The sequence below is a fragment of the Nocardioides sp. S-1144 genome (assembly GCF_005954645.2).
GTDB lineage: Bacteria > Actinomycetota > Actinomycetes > Propionibacteriales > Nocardioidaceae > Nocardioides > Nocardioides dongxiaopingii.
Genome location: NZ_CP040695.2, coordinates 3,470,667 through 3,486,059, shown reverse-complemented (window position 1 = coordinate 3,486,059; position 15,393 = coordinate 3,470,667). Strand labels below are relative to the sequence as shown.

Genomic DNA, 15,393 nt, shown 5'->3' with positions numbered 1-15,393 from the left:
ACCGGGCGGTGGGCCGCACCGGAAATACCTCTTGAGTGCCGTGCCGCGGCGACCTACGCTCGTCGTACACGGAAGGGAGGTGGTCCTACACAATGCATTCTCATAGGACAAGTGAGGTGGCTGCGCACTAGCAGCCCAGCAACGCGTCGGGACCGACTACCCGACGAGGCTGCTGGTCAATCCACCGCAGTCACCCGACCCGCAGGCGAACCCGGACCATGTCCCCGGGGGCGGCCTCCCCACGGAGGCCACGCCTGCGGGTTGTCCGTTTTTCCGGGCCTGGCATGAGACTGGCATGAGACCCGGGTCACGGTTGGTTGTCGTCGTCAACGATCAAGGAATACAGTTGCCACTGACAACCTTCTAGTTCGCATGGAGTCGACGACCGTGAGCAACACCGAGAGCACGAAGAGCGCGGCCTCGGCCGCGGAGCCGGTGCCGATGACGCACCGCGAGATCCTGGAGGCGCTGAGCGGGCTGCTGCTCGCCATGTTCGTGGCGATGCTCTCCAGCACCGTGGTGACCAACGCGCTGCCGAGGATCGTCACCGACCTGAACGGGTCGCAGTCCGGCTACACCTGGGTCGTGGTCGCCACGCTGCTGGCGATGACGGCGACCACCCCGATCTGGGGCAAGCTCGCCGACCTGTTCAGCAAGAAGCTGCTCGTCCAGAGCGCGCTGGTCATCTACACCGCCGGCTCCCTCGTGGCGGCGTTCGCGCCGAGCATGGGCGTGCTGATCGGCGGCCGGGTCATCCAGGGCCTCGGCGTCGGTGGCCTCACCGCGCTGGTGCAGGTCGTGATCGCCTCGATGGTCTCCCCGCGCGAGCGCGGCCGGTACTCCGGCTACATCGGCGCCGTCTTCGCCACCGCGACGGTCAGCGGCCCGCTCATCGGCGGCCTGGTCGTCGACAGCCCGCTGGGCTGGCGCGGCTGCTTCTTCGTCGGTCTGCCGTTCGCGGTCGCCGCGTTCTTCGTGCTCCAGCGCCGCCTGCACCTGCCGGTGGTCAAGCGCGACGACGTCCGGATCGACTACCTCGGCGCCACCCTGATCGTCGGCGGCGTCAGCCTGCTGCTCATCTGGGTCTCGCTGGCCGGCTCCTCGTTCGACTGGGTCTCCACGACCAGCGTCCTGCTCGTCGTCGGCGGTCTCGTCGTCATCGGTGCCGCCCTGTACGTCGAGGGCCGGGTCGCCGCCGAGCCGGTCATCCCGCTGCGCCTGTTCCGCGACCGCACCACCGCGCTGGCCACCGCCGCCTCGGTGATGATCGGCGTCGCGATGTTCGGCGCCACCGTCTACCTGAGCCAGTACTTCCAGCTCGCCCGCGGCATGAGCCCGACCGAGGCCGGCCTGATGTCGGTCGCGATGGTCGGCGGCCTGCTGGTCTCCAGCATCATCTCGGGCCGGATCATCAGCAACACCGGCGTGTGGAAGCGCTGGCTGGTCGGCGGGCTCGTGCTCGTCGTCGCCGGCTTCGCCCTGCTCGGCACGATCGACGCCGACACCGCCCTCGTCGTGGTCGGGCTCTACATGGCCCTGGTCGGCGTCGGCCTCGGCGCCACCATGCAGAACCTCGTCCTGGCCGTCCAGAACAACACCAGCCAGGCCGACATGGGCGCGGCCAGCTCGGTCGTGGCCTTCTTCCGCTCGCTCGGCGGCTCGATCGGCGTGTCGGTCCTCGGCGCGGTCCTGTCGCACCAGGTGACCCGCGAGGTCACCGACGGCGCCACCGAGCTGGCCCGCCAGGGCGTCCGGCTGCCCGCCCAGGAGCACCAGACCAGCGCGATCCCCGACCTGGGCGCGCTGCCGGCCCCGTTCCGCGAGCTCTACGAGCACGCCTTCGGCACGGCGATCGGCCACATCTTCCTGATCTCGGTGCCGTTCGCGGCCCTGGCCCTGCTCTGCGTCGTGTTCATCAAGGAGGTCCCGCTGCGGACCACCCTCGGTGACGCCGCCGGCAAGGGCGTCGCCGGCAGCGAGCCCGGCGCGACGGTGTCGGTCCCGGCCGACCAGGTCCGATGACGGCCCGGGAGGACACCTTGCGCGCCCTCGAGTCCGAGGTCGGCGTCCTGATCCGCCGGGTCCGCCGGGTGATCGGGGTGCGGGCTCGCGCCGTGCACGACGAGCTCCAGCCGGCGTCCTACCTGATCTTGACCTCGGTGGAGCGCGACGGCCCGGTGCGGGCCTCGGCGATCTCCGAGCAGTTCGACCTCGACAAGGGCGCCGTCAGCCGGCACGTGAAGCACCTGATCTCGCTGGGCCTCCTGGCCGACGAGAAGGACCCCGCCGACGCCCGCGCCACGCTGCTCACGGTGACCGACGAGGCCCGCACCCGGCTCGCCGACGTCGTCGCCCACCGGCAGAAGGGGCTCAGCGAGCGCCTCGCCGAGTGGAGCGACGAGGAGCTCGCGAGCTTCGTGGGCGAGCTGAGCCGCTACAACTCCGCGCTCAACGCGACGATCGACGCCTGACCCACACCGCGGTGTCGGCCGGCAGCACCCCGCCGAGGGGGCCGCTGGCCAGCAGGAGGTCGCCGTCCGGCAGCGTGGCCGCACCCGCCCCGCAGTTGAGGGCGATCGTCACGTCGCCGCGCTCGACCAGCAGCACCTCGCCCTCGACCCGGACGTCGACGCGGCGGTCGCCGGGCAGGTTCCGCCGGGCGGCCAGCGCCGCCCGGTAGAGCTCGAGGGTCGAGTCGGGGTCGCCGGACTGCGCCTCGACGCTCAGGGCCGCCCACGAGGCCGGCTGCGGGATCCAGGGCTGGCCCGTGCCGCCGGGGGAGAAGCCGAACGGCGCGGCGTCGCCCGACCACGGCATCGGCACCCGGCAGCCGTCGCGCCCGACCTCGCCGGTCCGGAACCAGGACGGGTCCTGCCGGTGCTCCGGGGCGACGTCGACCTGCTCGAGGCCGAGCTCCTCGCCCTGGTAGAGGTAGGACGACCCGGGCAGGGCCAGCATCGTGAGCGTCGCGGCCCGGGCCCGGGCCAGGCCGCGCGCGCCGCCGCCGTAGCGGGTGACGTGGCGGACGACGTCGTGGTTGCTCAGCACCCAGGTGGGGGTCGCCCCCACCGGGTCGAGCGCGGCGAAGGTGCCGGTGACGACGTCGGCGAACTGCCGCGCCGACCAGTCGGCCAGCAGCCACAGGAAGTTGAACGACTGGTTCATCTCGTCGGGCCGGACGTACAGCGCGCCGGCCTCGAGGGACTTGGCCCACGCCTCGGCGACGTCCATCCGGTCGCCGTCGTACTCGTCGAGCACCCGACGCCAGCGCCGGTAGACGTCGTGCACCTCGGGCTGGTCCCACATCGGCTCGTCGAAGTCGGTGCGGGCGACCATGGCCTCCTCGCGGACCTGGTTGGGGTCGCGGCCCTCGGTGCCCTCGGGCAGCACCTGGTCGCGCAGGCCCTCCTCCTTGAGCAGGCCGTGGGCGACGTCGACGCGGAACCCGTCGGCGCCGCGGTCGAGCCAGAACCGCAGCACCGACTCGAACATGTCGCCGATCTCGGGGTTGCGCCAGTCGAGGTCGGGCTGGCTGGTGTCGAAGAGGTGCAGGTACCACTGGGAGCGGCCGTCGGGGCCGTCGGCCACCCGGGTCCAGGCCGGCCCGCCGAAGACCGACTGCCAGTTGTTGGGCGGCTCGGCGCCGTCGGCGCCGCGGCCCTCGCGGAACAGGTAGCGGGCCCGCTCGGGGCTGCCGGGGGCGGCGGCCAGGGCGGCACGGAACCACGCGTGCTCGTCGGAGGTGTGGTTGGGCACCAGGTCGACGATGACCCGGAGGCCGAGGTCGTGGGCGGTCGCGACCAGCTCGTCGGCGTCCGCGAGGGTGCCGAACAGCGGGTCGACGTCGAGGTAGTCGGCGACGTCGTAGCCGTGGTCGTGCTGGGGCGAGCGGTAGAACGGCGTGATCCAGACGGCGTCGACGCCGAGGTCCCTCAGGTACGGCAGCCGGCTGGTGATGCCGGGCAGGTCGCCGATCCCGGGGCCGCCGGCGCGGGTGCCGGACGAGGCGAAGCTGCGCACGTAGACCTGGTAGATCACCGCGTCGCGCCACCAGGGGGCCCGCGGGTCGGTGGGGGTGCTCACGCGAAGTCCTTCGGGTCGACGGCGAACCAGACGTGCGCGGCGGTCGCGAGCAGGCGGCCGTCCGCGGCGTGCAGGGAGGAGGCCGTGAACGTCTTGCGCCCGTCGGTGCCGCGGGCCCCGCCCACGACGACGTGCTCCTCGCCGGCGCGGGGCAGGTCGCGGACGTCGGCGCTCATCGAGCCGAGCACCATCAGTCGCTCCTCCAGGTCGCCGGCCCAGCCGCCGACGCAGTCGAGCGCGGCCCAGGTGGTGGGCAGGTCGACGTCGGCCCCGGGCGTCCAGGTAGCGGCGACGCGGACCCGGCCCCCGGCGTCCTCGGCGACGCGGCCGGGGAAGATGCGCAGCCCGTCGCCGGCGGCGCGGTCGGTGCCGCAGGAGAAGCAGGACGGGAACGGGTGCGACGTCAGCCCGGGGTAGCGGGTCCCGGCCTCGCGGGCGGTCGCCGCGTCGACCGGTTCGACGGCGCCGGGGGGCTCGGGGGCGGGCCCGGCCCGCCCCACCAGGACGCCGCCCCGGGACGCCGTGACGCCGCCGTCGTCGTCGCGGACGACGTCGAGCGGCACCTCGAGCGGCGGTGGGCTGCGCAGCACGACCCGGGCCGGGCCAGGCGCCAGGTACGCGGCCAGCGCGCCCGCCGTCCAGCCGCCGTTGCCGGAGGACGCGGGGCCGCGGTGGCGGGTCGCGATGGTCAGGGGAGCGAGCAGGTCGGACACGTCGACCACGCTACTGGCCGCCGGGGGGCTACTTCTTGATGGCCTGGTAGCGGTCGAGGGCCTCCAGCCGCTCGGCCGCGTGGTCGACCAGCGGCTCGGGGTAGCCGACCCGGCGGCGGGCCTCGGGGCTGGGGTCGTGCGGGTCCTCGACGTCGACGAGCTCCGGCACCCAGGTGCGCACGTAGGCGGCGTCGGGGTCGAACTTGCGTCCCTGGCTGGTCGGGTTGAAGACCCGGAAGAACGGCGAGGCGTCGGTGCCGCTGCCCGCCGTCCACTGCCAGCCGTGGTTGTTGGAGGCGAGGTCGCCGTCGACCAGCCAGTGCAGGAAGTGCCGGGCGCCGTGCTGCCACTCGACGTGCAGGTCCTTGACCAGGAAGCTGGCGGTGATCATGCGGAGCCGGTTGTGCATCCACCCGGTCGCGCGGAGCTGGCGCATGCCGGCGTCCACGACCGGGAAGCCCGTGCGGCCCTCGCACCAGGCCTCGAAGTCGGCGCCGGGCTCGTCGTAGGTCATCGCGGCGTACTCCCGGCGCAGGTACTCGCGGGCGCTGTCGGGCCGCTGGAAGAGGACGTCGGCGTAGAACTCGCGCCAGGCGATCTCCTGGCGGTAGGTGGTGGCGCCCTTCCCCCCGCGGCCGGCGAGGTCGGCGAGCAGGGTGCGCGGGTGGATCTCTCCGTACTTGAGGTGGTGGCTCATCCGCGAGGTGCCCTCGACGCCCGGCAGGTCGCGCGCGCCGTCGTAGTCGACGACCTTGTCGAGGAAGGCCTCCCACGCCCGGTGCGCGGCCGCCTCGCCGGCGTCGGGGAGCTCGAGGCCCTCGGGGAGGGCGACGTCGGGGAGGTCGACGGTCTCCTTCAGGTGCCGCCAGCGCGCGTCGGTGGGCAGCGGGTCCGCCGGGCCGCGCCAGCCGTGCTCGGCCCAGGCCCGCGAGAACGGGGTGAACACCTTGTACGACGCGCCGCTGCCGTTGGTCACGCGGTCGGGGGCGACGGCGTACGGGGAGCCGGTGCGGACCAGCTCGATGCCGGTGTCGCGGAGGGCCTCCTCGACCGCGGCGTCGCGCCGGGCGCCGTACGGGCCGTAGTCGGCGGCGACGTGCACGCGGGTGGCGCCGACCTCCTGCGCGGCCCGCAGCACCTGCTGCGCGGGGTCGCCGCGGACCACCGAGACGGGCACGTCGCGCCCCAGGGAGCGCAGGCTGTCGACCAGGTAGGAGCGGCGCGAGGGGCCCGCGGGACCCCACAGCGCGGGGTCGAGGACGAACAGCGGGAGGGTCGGTCCGTCGGCGAGGGCCGCGAGCAGCGCGGGGTTGTCGGCGGTGCGCAGGTCGCGGCGGAACCACATCACGGAGGTCGTCTGGTCGGGCACCGGACCACCCTGGTGCAGCGCGGTCCGGCACGCCACGCCCCGATGGGTAAGAATGGTTCTCGTGAGCGACCTCATCGACACCACCGAGATGTATCTCCGGACCATCTACGAGCTGGTCGAGGAGGGCATCGTCCCGCTCCGGGCCCGCATCGCCGAGCGCCTGCACCAGAGCGGGCCGACGGTCTCCCAGACCGTGGCCCGGATGGAGCGCGACGGGCTGCTGACCGTCGAGGGCGACCGCCACCTCGAGCTCACCGACGAGGGCAACCGCCTCGCCACCCGCGTGATGCGCAAGCACCGGCTCGCCGAGCGGCTCCTCACCGACGTCATCGGCCTCGAGTGGGAGCTCGTGCACGAGGAGGCGTGCCGCTGGGAGCACGTGATCTCCGAGACCGTCGAGCGGCGCCTCATCGAGCTGCTCGACCACCCGACGTCCTCGCCCTACGGCAACCCGATCCCCGGCCTCGCCGAGCTCGGCCAGACCGAGCTGCCCGAGTCGTTCATGACCGACGTCGAGCCGCTCTCGCGCGTCGCCAGCGACGTCGAGGGCCGCGTCCTGGTGCGCCGGATCTCGGAGGAGATGCAGAAGGACGAGGCGCTGATGAGCGCGATGCGCCGCGTCGGCGCCCTCCCCGACAAGACCATCACCGTCATCGCCACCGCCGACGGCGTCCTGGTGGGCGCCGGCGGCGAGACCGCCGAGATCGTCCCCGAGGCCGCCGAGCACATCTTCGTCAAGCGCCTCTGAGCCGGCCGGCCGGGATTTCCCCGGTCGACCGGGGATCCCTGAACTTGTCGGCCGATATCCCGGCCCCCCAGTTCAGACTTCCCCGGTCGACCGGGGAAATCCCGCCCCGGCCGCCAGCGCCCCGAGGAACGCGGAGCAGCCGACGTCGAGCTTGAGGGTGGCGAGGTCGTCGCCGCGGGTGAGGCCGCGGTTGATGATCACGACGGGGGTGCCGGCCTTGACGGCGTGGCGCACGAAGCGGAACCCGCTCATCACGGTCAGCGAGGAGCCGGCGACGAGGAGCGCCCCGCCGGACGACGCGAGGGCGTCGACGGCGGCGTAGCAGCGCTCGACGCGCGGCTTGGGCACGTTCTCGCCGAAGAAGACGACGTCGGGCTTGAGGACGCCGCCGCAACCACCGCAGCCGGGGACGACGAAGTCGGCGTACAGGGCGGGGTCGTCGAGGTCGACGTCGCCGTCGGGGCGGGACTCGACCGCGGCGTGCCGCTCGCCCCAGCCGGGGTTGGCGGCCTCGAGCCGCTCGTGCAGCGCGGCGCGCGAGGTGGTGGCCCGGCAGCCGAGGCAGACGACGTCGGCGATCCGGCCGTGCAGGGCGACGAGGCGCCGCGAGCCGGCGGCCTCGTGCAGGCCGTCGACGTTCTGGGTGATGAGCAGGGTCGGGTCGAGCGCGGCGAGCGCGCGGTGCCCGGCGTTGGGCTCGGCCCGCTCCATGCGGCCCCAGCCCAGGTGCGAGCGCGCCCAGTAGCGCTGCTGGGCGGCGGGGCCCGACACCAGCTCCTGGTAGGTCATCGGCGTCCGGGCCGTCGAGCCCGGGCCGCGGTAGTCGGGGATGCCGGAGTCGGTGGACAGCCCGGCGCCGGTGAGGACGACGAGCGGCCGGTCGGCCAGCAGCGCGAGGGCCGCGTCGACGAGATCGACGTCCGGGGGCGCCACGGTGTCGGCTCCGGTCATGCCCCCAGCCTACGAAGGGCTGCACAACCGGCGCTGGTCCTGTTGACTGTGCGCCACCGTGACCGCCGTCACAGCACGATCCACACCGGATCCCAGGGGGATGCATGGACGACTCCGCGTTGATCACCGTCGGGCTGCCGATCGCCCTGGCCATCGTGATGTTCGGCCTGGGACTCTCGCTGCGCGTCGACGACTTCCGTCGGGTCGCGCGCTCGACGAGGGCGGTCGTGGTCGCGCTCGTCCTGCAGATCCTGGTGCTGCCGGTCATCGCCTTCGGCCTGGTCACGGCCTTCGACCTCGACCCGCTGCTCGCGGTCGGCGTGATGCTCCTGGCGGCCTCGCCCGGGGGGACGACGGCCAACCTGTTCAGCCACCTCTTCCACGGCGACGTCGCGCTCAACGTCAGCCTGACGGCGATCAACTCGGTGCTGGCGGCGTTCACGATCCCGCTCGTCACGAACTTCGCGATCGGCCACTTCGACGCCGACGGCGACCTCGGGCTGCAGCTCGGCAAGGTGGTCCAGGTCATCGCGATCGTCCTGGTCCCGGTGGGGATCGGCATGGTCGTGCGCAGCCGCGACCCCGGCTTCGCCGACCGGGCCGACAAGCCGGTGCGGATCTTCTCGATCGTCGTGCTCGTCGTCGTGGCCGTCGGTGCGCTGCTCGGCGAGCGCGAGAACCTCGGTGACTACGTGCAGCAGGTCGGCGCCGTCACCGCCCTCTTCTGCCTGGCCAGCCTGACGCTGGGCTACCTCGGGGCGCGGGTCTTCCGGCTCGAGGAGCGGCAGGCGGTGGCGTGCGCGATGGAGATCGGCATCCACAACACCACCGTGGCGCTCACGATCGCGCTCAGCGTGCTCGACAGCACCGAGGTCGCCATCCCGAGCGCGGTCTACAGCGTCGTCATGTACGTGCTGGCGACGGCGTTCGGCTTCCTGATCACGCGCGGACGCCGCCCGGCGGCCGCGCCGACCGCCGCGTCCTAGGCCGGACGACCCGCCTCCTGGGTGGGGGCGGGGGGCAGGGAGGGGTCAGGCGCCGTAGCGGAGCCGGGCCCGGGCGCGGGCCTTCTCCGCCTCGGTCTCGCGGTTCTTGGGTGGCGCGGTCGTCACCAGCTCGGCCAGCAGGTGCCGCGTCGTGTGGGCCACCTCCTCGACCGCGCGGTCGAACGCGGCCTGGTTGGCCGCCGACGGCTTGGTCGTGCCGGCGACCTTGCGCACGTACTGCAGCGCGGCGGCGTGCACCTCGTCACCGGTGGCCGGCGGCTCGAAGTTGTTGAGCGGGCGGATGTTGCGGCACATGCCCCCAGGCTACGACGAACCGGCCGGAGTCAGCCGAGGTCGAGGAAGTCGACGTCCTCGCCGGTCACCAGGGCCACCCGGCCGGCGGGGAGGGGGACCAGGCGGACCTCGGCGACGTCGCTGCCGAACTCCACGCGGGTGAGCTCCTCGCGCATCCGGCCCCCGCCGAGCCGCAGCTCGGCGACGTACCCGGTGCGGCCCCGGGAGACGACCGTCAGGGCGATCCGCTGCTCGGGGAGCCAGGTGAACTGGCGCGGGTCGTCGCCGGCGCGGGCGTAGGTGCCGCGGCCGAAGGACCGGACGTCGAGCCGGACCGGGTCGGTGACGTCGGTGACGTCGAAGAGCCCGGCCTGGGCGCCGGACGCGCCGCGCGGTCCCTGCGGTCCCGTGCCGACGCCGACGAGGCGGCGGGGGCCGAGCGGGTGGAGGTAGGTGGAGAAGCCGGGGATCTTCAGCTCGCCGAGCAGCGTCGGCCTCGAGACGTCGCCGAGGTCGATCGCGTAGAGCGGGTCGACCTGCCGGAACGTGACGAGCAGGGCGAGGTCCTCGAACCACCGCACCGCCTTGATGTCCTCGTCGACGCCGAGCCGGTCGATCCGGCCGACCTCGACGAGCGCGTCGCCCTCGGCGCGCAGGGTCACGATCGAGTTCCAGCGGCCGGTCTCCGACGACGGGCCCACGGCCAGGCGCAGGACGCCGTCGGCCTCGTCCATCGACCACCGGTCGCGCACCGTGCCCTCGACCTCGCCGGCGCCGACGTAGGACGCCCCGGTGCCGTCGAGCGCGAAGTCGTAGACGTGGGTGGTGCCGTCGAACCCGTTGGCGGTCGGCCAGGGCCCGCACAGGTCCCAGCAGTCGGCGCCGGGGCCGCTCGAGGCGAGGTAGAGGTGGTCGGTCGACTCATAGGTCAGCGGGGCGTCACCGGCCAGCCCGAGCGACTCGACCTCGCCGGGTGCGTCGGCGCCGAAGCCGACCACGGCCATGGTGGCCAGGCCGAGGTCGGCGCGCGGGATCGCGACGCGGTCGCAGTCGAGCAGGTCGGTGGGCTCGCCGCCGTCGACCGCCACGTGCGGCAGCCAGTCGTCGAGGGTGGAGTCCTCGACCGCCCGCCGGTTCGCCTCGAGCGCGTTCCCGCCCCGCCGGAGGTCGAGGTCGGGCAGCCCCTTCGACAGCACCAGCCGGACGTCGGTGCCGTGCTGGCGCGCCGCGACGAGTGAGGCGTCGTAGTCGACGGTCTGCTCGAGGGTGGGCGCGGCCGGGTCGGTGAGGTCGACGGTGAGCACCCGGGTCTGCGGCGAGGGCACCTCGGCGTAGGCGTAGCGGTAGGCCGCGCCGTCGCTGGTCGACCCGCGGGTGCCGTCGTTGCCGATGGCGACGACGCGGTCGCCGGTGAGCAGGATCTCGCCGTCGTGGAAGTCGTCGAGGTCGAGGCTGCCGAGCTCGGCGACCTCCTCGCCGGACACGTCGTACGTCGTGAGCTCGGCGCCGCGGAGCCGCACCAGCACCTCGCCGTCGGTCTTGACGTGGTCCGGCTCGTCGACCCCGGCCTCCTGCACGTTGGTGCCGGTCTCGGTCGCCTTCGCGACGGAGGTGTAGGCCGAGGCGCTCCGCATGGACTGCTCGCTCGAGATGAAGGCGTCGTCCAGGCGCAGCTCCTCCGGCAGGCCCCGCCCGGCGTAGCCGCCGTCCCAGCCCCAGCGGGAGACCCGGTCGAGCCCCTCGCCGACGTAGTGCTCGAGCAGGTCGTCACAGGACGCCGGCTCCTGCAGCTCGCCGTGGAACGCCGCCGGCGTGAGGTCGGGCGCGGCGGCACCGCCGCCGGGCCCGCCGGCGAGCGGAGGCTCGCCGGGCGGGTCCTGCTGGACCACGAGGGTGCCGGCGACGAAGGCGGCCGCGATGCCACCGACGACGGCGACGCCGGTCAGGGATCGCCTCAGGCGCCGCTCCGGACGGCGTCGGGTCTCGGTGGCCGCCTCGCGGCGGGCCTCGCGGAGGATGGCGTCGAGGGGGACGGGCCCGACGGGCAGGTCGTCCCACTGGCGTTCGAGGTCGGTCATGAGGTGGCTCCCTCGGAGTGGTCGGGGGCGGAGGGGTTCGGCGCCGAGAGGTCGGGCGCGGAGAGGTCGGTGCCGGGACCGAGGTCCCGCAGGTGGTCGTCGGCGGCGAGCTGGGCCAGCGACCGCGAGAGCCGGCTCTTGACGGTGCCGGCCGGGATCGACAGCGCGGCTGCCGTCTGCTTCTCGGTGAGCCCGGCGAAGTAGCGCAGGACGACGACGTCGCGGTTGGGCTTGCTCAGCCCGGCCATCGCCCGGTGGACGGCGTCCGCGGTGTCGACGCGGGCCGTCTCGTCGGCGTCGCCGTGGTGGCCGGGCCGGTCGGGCAGCCGCTCGGTGGGCCGCTCGCCCCACCAGCGCCGGCGCTTGCTGTCGCGCAGGCAGTTGAGCAGCATCCGGTAGACGTAGGCGGCCCGGTTGTCGGCCCCGGCGACGCTCGGCCACGCCGTGTAGCAGCGCACGAGCGTGGTCTGGGCGAGGTCCTCGGCCTCGTGCGGCGTGCACCCGAGGAAGATCGCCGACCGCACCAGGGACGACCACGCGTCGCGGGCGTAGTCGCCGAAGTCGGCGTCGGTGTCGCTGTGGTGGTCCATGGGCCTCGGCTGCGCTCGGTGGGTGGGCGGGAACGGTGGATCCGTGGGTACGACGGGCCGGTCCCCGCGGTGGGTTCCACCAGGTGAGGAGAACTTCTCGCGCTCCTGCCACGATGGGCGGCATGGCTGACGCGCGCGACCTCGACCTGGTCCTCCTCGGGGCCACCGGCTTCACCGGCGGCCTGACCGCCCAGTATCTCGCCGAGCACGGTCCCACGGGGCTGCGCTGGGCGCTGGCCGGACGCAACCGGGAGAAGCTCGAGCAGGTCCGCGAGCGGCTGGGCGCCGACCACGGCGAGCTGGAGCTGCTCGTCGTCGACGCGAGCGACCAGGCCTCGCTCGCCGACGTCGTGCGCCGCGCGAAGGTCGCGGTGACCACGGTCGGGCCCTACCAGCAGCTCGGCGGCCCGCTCGTCGCGGCGTGCGCGGAGACCGGCACCGACTACGTCGACCTCACCGGCGAGCCGGAGTTCGTCGACCGCACCTACCTCGACCACCACGCCACCGCGGTGCGCACCGGCGCCCGGATCGTGCACGCGTGCGGCTTCGACTCGATCCCGCACGACCTCGGCGCCTACTTCACCGTCCAGCAGCTGCGGCCCACCGGCCCGGTGCGGATGCGCGGCGTCGTCCGGGCCGCGGGCACGTTCTCCGGTGGCACCTTCCACTCCGCCCTCGGCGCGTTCTCGCGGGCCAAGCAGATGGGCGCGACCGCCAAGGAGCGGCGCGCCGCGCAGGGCCGGCCCACCGACGGCCGCTCCTCGCGCCCGGTGGGCGGCAAGCCGCAGCGCGACAAGGTGCTCGGCCGGTGGCTGCTGCCGCTGCCGACGATCGACCCGCAGGTGGTCGCGCGCAGCGGCGCCGCGCTGCCGGTCTACGGCCCGGAGTTCCGCTACGCGCACTTCGCGGGCCTGAAGACCCTGCGCTACACCGCCGGTGCGATGGTCGGCGTCGGCGCCCTCGGCGTGGCCGCGCAGGTGCCGCCGGTGCGCAACCTGCTGCTCAAGAAGGTCCCGCAGGGCTCGGGGCCCGACGAGGCGAAGCGCGCCAAGTCCTGGTTCACCGTCGACTTCGTCGCCGAGACCGACGGCCGCACCCTGCACACCCGCGTCTCCGGCGGCGACCCCGGCTACGACGAGACCGCGAAGATGCTGGCCGAGTCGGCGCTGTGCCTGGCCTTCGACGACAACCCGGCCACGGCCGGCAGCGTCACCACCGCGCAGGCGATGGGCGACAACCTGCTCGCCCGGCTCCAGGCGCGGGGGATCACCTTCGCCGTCGTCGACTGACGACCGGCCCGCGGCGAGCTGTCGGGCGGCGGCGAGCGGTCAGGCGGCCTCGCGGCGGCCGACGCCGTCGCGGGAGTCGCCGAGCACCAGCCGCGCGATCAGCCGGCGGACCCGCAGCGCGGTCACCAGGGTGCTCTCGACGGTGGGGACCGCGGGGGTGGGCGGCAACCCGATCTGCTCTGCGGTCACGGCGGGACCTCTCCTCGTGAGTCACGGCCCGACGGGGCCGGGGACCCTGGTCGTGGACCCCACCACTCCCTGACCACCTACGAGCGGTCTCAAACCTGGATCCGGGGAGTTTCTCCGTGCGGCATCCGTGGCGGGGCCGTCGGTGCCCCGTCGGCGCCGGCCCGACGCGAGCCCGGCCAGCCGCACCCGGCACCGACCACGGCGACCCCGGCCGAGGCGACGAAGGCCGCGGACATCCCCAGGTGGTCCGCGACCACCCCGGCCACCGTCGAGCCGGCCGCCTGGCCGAGCACCAGGGTGATGAACAACGCCGCGGTCGCGGCGGCGGTCCGCTGGGGCGCGACGCCGGCGGCCCACCCGATGAGCACCGACGTGGCGGCGACGAAGCCCCACCCGAAGAGCGCGCACGCGACGAGCGCGACCGGCAGGGCCCCGGCGCCGAGACCGAGCGCGGCGATCGCGGCCGCGGTGCCGGTGAGGGTGAGCAGCCAGGCCCGCGGCGGGCTGAGGCTGCTCAGTGGCCGGGCGGTCAGCACGGTCGCCGTCCCGCCCACGCCGAGCGTCATCCAGGCGAGGGTCGAGGCGGTGTCGCCGGCGCCCTGGGCGACGACGTGCGACCTCCCGTAGGTCCAGACGACGGCGGAGGCGGCGCCGAGCAGGGCGGCGGCGACGGCCGGCGTCCGCAGCGGTCGCCAGGACGGCGTCCCGCCCGGGCGGGGCACCTCGCGGGCCGCCTCGTGGGCCACCTCGCGACCGGGTCGCGGCACGACCGGCCGGTCGAGGAGCAGGACGGCGACGCCCGCCGCCGCGGTGAACGCCGCGCTGACCGCGAACCCGGTGCGCCACCCGGGCAGCAGCACGAGCGCGAGCGCCGCCGCGGCCACCAGCCCCGGACCGGTGCCGGCGTTGACCACCGCCTGGGCGCGGTCGGCACGGCCCGGGGCGACCGAGCGGGCCACCACCGCCACCAGGGCGGGCGACGCGAGCCCGGCCCCGGCCGAGCTGAGGACGGCGGCGGGCACGAAGACCGTGAGGTCCGGGGCCAGCGCCATCCCCAGGGACCCGGTCGCGGCCGTGAGGAGCGCGCCGACGACCAGCGCGCGCGGCCACCGTGCGCCGAGCAGGCCGAGACCGGCCGCGACGCAGTAGGCGACCGACGAGCCCGAGGAGATCCGGCCGGCGGCCGCCGCGCCGAGGCCGAGGGAGGCCTGGATGTCGGGCAGGAACAGCCCGTAGGCCAGGCGGACCAGGCCGTAGGTGCCGGCGACGAGGCAGGTCGCGGCCAGGACGAGGCCGGTCTCGCGCGAACCAAACGATAACGTGCGTTTCACTTTGCCACCGTAGACTACGGCCATGGCCGTCCGCGAGCGCACCGAGACGAAGCTCCTCGACGCCGCCGACGAGCTCCTCTTCACCCACGGCGTCGCCGCGACGCCGGTCGACGCGATCCTGGCGCGCGCCGGCGTCTCGCCCGCGACCCTCTACCGCGCCTACGGCAGCAAGGATGGGCTGGTCGCCGCCGCCCTCGACCGGCGGCACCGGGTCTGGCTCGAGGTCTGGGACGCCGCCGTGGCACGTGCCGCCGACGACCGGGCCCGCCTGCTCGCCGTCCTCGACGCGCTCGACGCCTTCCGGGCGCGCCCCGACGGCGCGCGCTGGTGCGCCTTCCTCGGGACGGCGGCCGAGCACGCCGACCCGGTCCCGGCGGTGGCCGCCGCGCTCGGTCGGGAGACCGACGCCCTGCGCGCCCGGCTCACCGAGCTCGCCGTCCCGGTCGCGGGGGAGCGGGCCGCGCTGCTCGCGGAGGAGCTGATGCTGGTCGTCACCGGCGAGCTCGGCATGCGGCTGCGCGGGGGTTCGCCGCCCGGCGTCGCCCGAGCGGTGGCGGCCGTGCTGGTCGACCGCCCGCCCACCCCCTCCCGCTGACCCGTCCCTGATCAGCGACGGGTCAGCGACGGGCCAGCGGTGACCCGTCAGTGATCAGCGACGGGTGAGCGGTGACCCGTCAGTGATCAGCGACGGGTGAGCGGTGACCCGTCAGTGATCAGCGACGGGTGAGCGGTGACCCGTCAGTGATCAGCGACGGGCCAGCGGTGACCCGTC

At 74.4% G+C, this 15,393-nt stretch carries 15 protein-coding genes; 6 read left to right on the top strand and 9 right to left on the bottom strand.

The annotated features are described in order from the left end of the window. The first annotated feature begins 372 nt into the window (after window positions 1-372). Both FE634_RS16370 and FE634_RS16365 read left to right on the top strand, forming a co-directional pair. Window positions 373-2,022 carry an MDR family MFS transporter gene (locus FE634_RS16370; RefSeq protein ID WP_316043818.1) on the top strand — a complete coding sequence of 550 codons (1,650 nt, stop codon included), beginning with the start codon at window positions 373-375 and terminating at the stop codon, window positions 2,020-2,022. Then, on the top strand, window positions 2,019-2,471 hold the full coding sequence (locus tag FE634_RS16365; protein ID WP_138876508.1) for a MarR family winged helix-turn-helix transcriptional regulator: 453 nt from the start codon (window positions 2,019-2,021) through the stop codon (window positions 2,469-2,471). Before FE634_RS16370 ends, FE634_RS16365 begins: the two co-directional genes overlap by 4 nt. Here the strand turns inward: FE634_RS16365 and FE634_RS16360 are convergent. The 3 genes from FE634_RS16360 to FE634_RS16350 are packed head-to-tail and all read right to left on the bottom strand — an operon-like array spanning window position 2,449 to window position 6,165. Then, window positions 2,449-4,083, bottom strand: coding sequence for a glycoside hydrolase family 13 protein (locus FE634_RS16360; RefSeq protein WP_262347458.1), 1,635 nt, complete (start codon window positions 4,081-4,083; stop codon window positions 2,449-2,451). The genes FE634_RS16365 and FE634_RS16360 overlap by 23 nt on opposite strands. Next, window positions 4,080-4,796: a hotdog family protein gene (locus FE634_RS16355; protein ID WP_222847602.1), complete on the bottom strand. Its 717-nt coding sequence runs from the start codon at window positions 4,794-4,796 to the stop codon at window positions 4,080-4,082. The genes FE634_RS16360 and FE634_RS16355 overlap by 4 nt, the downstream gene beginning before the upstream one ends. A 28-nt stretch (window positions 4,797-4,824) precedes the next feature. Continuing rightward, complete coding sequence (locus FE634_RS16350) at window positions 4,825-6,165, bottom strand: cryptochrome/photolyase family protein (RefSeq protein ID WP_262347457.1); 1,341 nt, start codon at window positions 6,163-6,165, stop codon at window positions 4,825-4,827. Between the two features lie 61 nt (window positions 6,166-6,226). Between FE634_RS16350 and FE634_RS16345 the strand changes: the two genes are divergently transcribed. After that, complete coding sequence (locus tag FE634_RS16345) at window positions 6,227-6,913, top strand: metal-dependent transcriptional regulator (RefSeq protein ID WP_137294329.1); 687 nt, start codon at window positions 6,227-6,229, stop codon at window positions 6,911-6,913. Window positions 6,914-6,985: 72 nt separating this feature from the next. Here the strand turns inward: FE634_RS16345 and FE634_RS16340 are convergent, their stop codons facing one another. Next, a complete protein-coding gene (locus FE634_RS16340) occupies window positions 6,986-7,864 on the bottom strand; it encodes an NAD-dependent protein deacetylase (RefSeq protein WP_148240781.1) in 879 nt (292 codons plus the stop codon). A 104-nt stretch (window positions 7,865-7,968) separates the two neighbouring features. Here FE634_RS16340 and FE634_RS16335 point away from each other — a divergent pair, with 104 nt between their 5' ends. Further along, window positions 7,969-8,850, top strand: coding sequence for a bile acid:sodium symporter family protein (locus FE634_RS16335; RefSeq protein WP_148240780.1), 882 nt, complete (start codon window positions 7,969-7,971; stop codon window positions 8,848-8,850). 45 nt (window positions 8,851-8,895) lie between these two features. On the opposite strand, the gene FE634_RS16330 is transcribed toward FE634_RS16335, so the two are convergent. From FE634_RS16330 to FE634_RS16320, 3 genes are read right to left on the bottom strand one after another with little or no spacing between them, the layout of a single operon-like run. Continuing rightward, complete coding sequence (locus tag FE634_RS16330) at window positions 8,896-9,165, bottom strand: DUF2277 domain-containing protein (protein WP_138876506.1); 270 nt, start codon at window positions 9,163-9,165, stop codon at window positions 8,896-8,898. 29 nt (window positions 9,166-9,194) lie between these two features. Beyond that, entirely contained in the window at window positions 9,195-11,222 is a 2,028-nt protein-coding gene (locus tag FE634_RS16325) for a beta-propeller domain-containing protein (RefSeq protein WP_148240779.1), read from the bottom strand. Next, window positions 11,219-11,812 carry a SigE family RNA polymerase sigma factor gene (locus FE634_RS16320; RefSeq protein WP_137294324.1) on the bottom strand — a complete coding sequence of 198 codons (594 nt, stop codon included), beginning with the start codon at window positions 11,810-11,812 and terminating at the stop codon, window positions 11,219-11,221. Before FE634_RS16320 ends, FE634_RS16325 begins: the two co-directional genes overlap by 4 nt. A gap of 122 nt (window positions 11,813-11,934) precedes the next feature. On the opposite strand from FE634_RS16320, the gene FE634_RS16315 reads away from it, so the two are divergent. Further along, window positions 11,935-13,101 carry a saccharopine dehydrogenase family protein gene (locus tag FE634_RS16315; RefSeq protein WP_148240778.1) on the top strand — a complete coding sequence of 389 codons (1,167 nt, stop codon included), beginning with the start codon at window positions 11,935-11,937 and terminating at the stop codon, window positions 13,099-13,101. Window positions 13,102-13,140: 39 nt separating this feature from the next. Here FE634_RS16315 and FE634_RS21165 read toward each other — a convergent pair whose 3' ends face one another. Then, on the bottom strand, window positions 13,141-13,290 hold the full coding sequence (locus tag FE634_RS21165; RefSeq protein ID WP_170981616.1) for a hypothetical protein: 150 nt from the start codon (window positions 13,288-13,290) through the stop codon (window positions 13,141-13,143). Window positions 13,291-13,379: 89 nt separating this feature from the next. Continuing rightward, entirely contained in the window at window positions 13,380-14,621 is a 1,242-nt protein-coding gene (locus tag FE634_RS16310) for an MFS transporter (RefSeq protein ID WP_187366732.1), read from the bottom strand. A gap of 22 nt (window positions 14,622-14,643) precedes the next feature. Here FE634_RS16310 and FE634_RS16305 point away from each other — a divergent pair, with 22 nt between their 5' ends. Continuing rightward, window positions 14,644-15,216 carry a TetR/AcrR family transcriptional regulator gene (locus FE634_RS16305; protein WP_148240776.1) on the top strand — a complete coding sequence of 191 codons (573 nt, stop codon included), beginning with the start codon at window positions 14,644-14,646 and terminating at the stop codon, window positions 15,214-15,216. Window positions 15,217-15,393 lie beyond the last annotated feature (177 nt).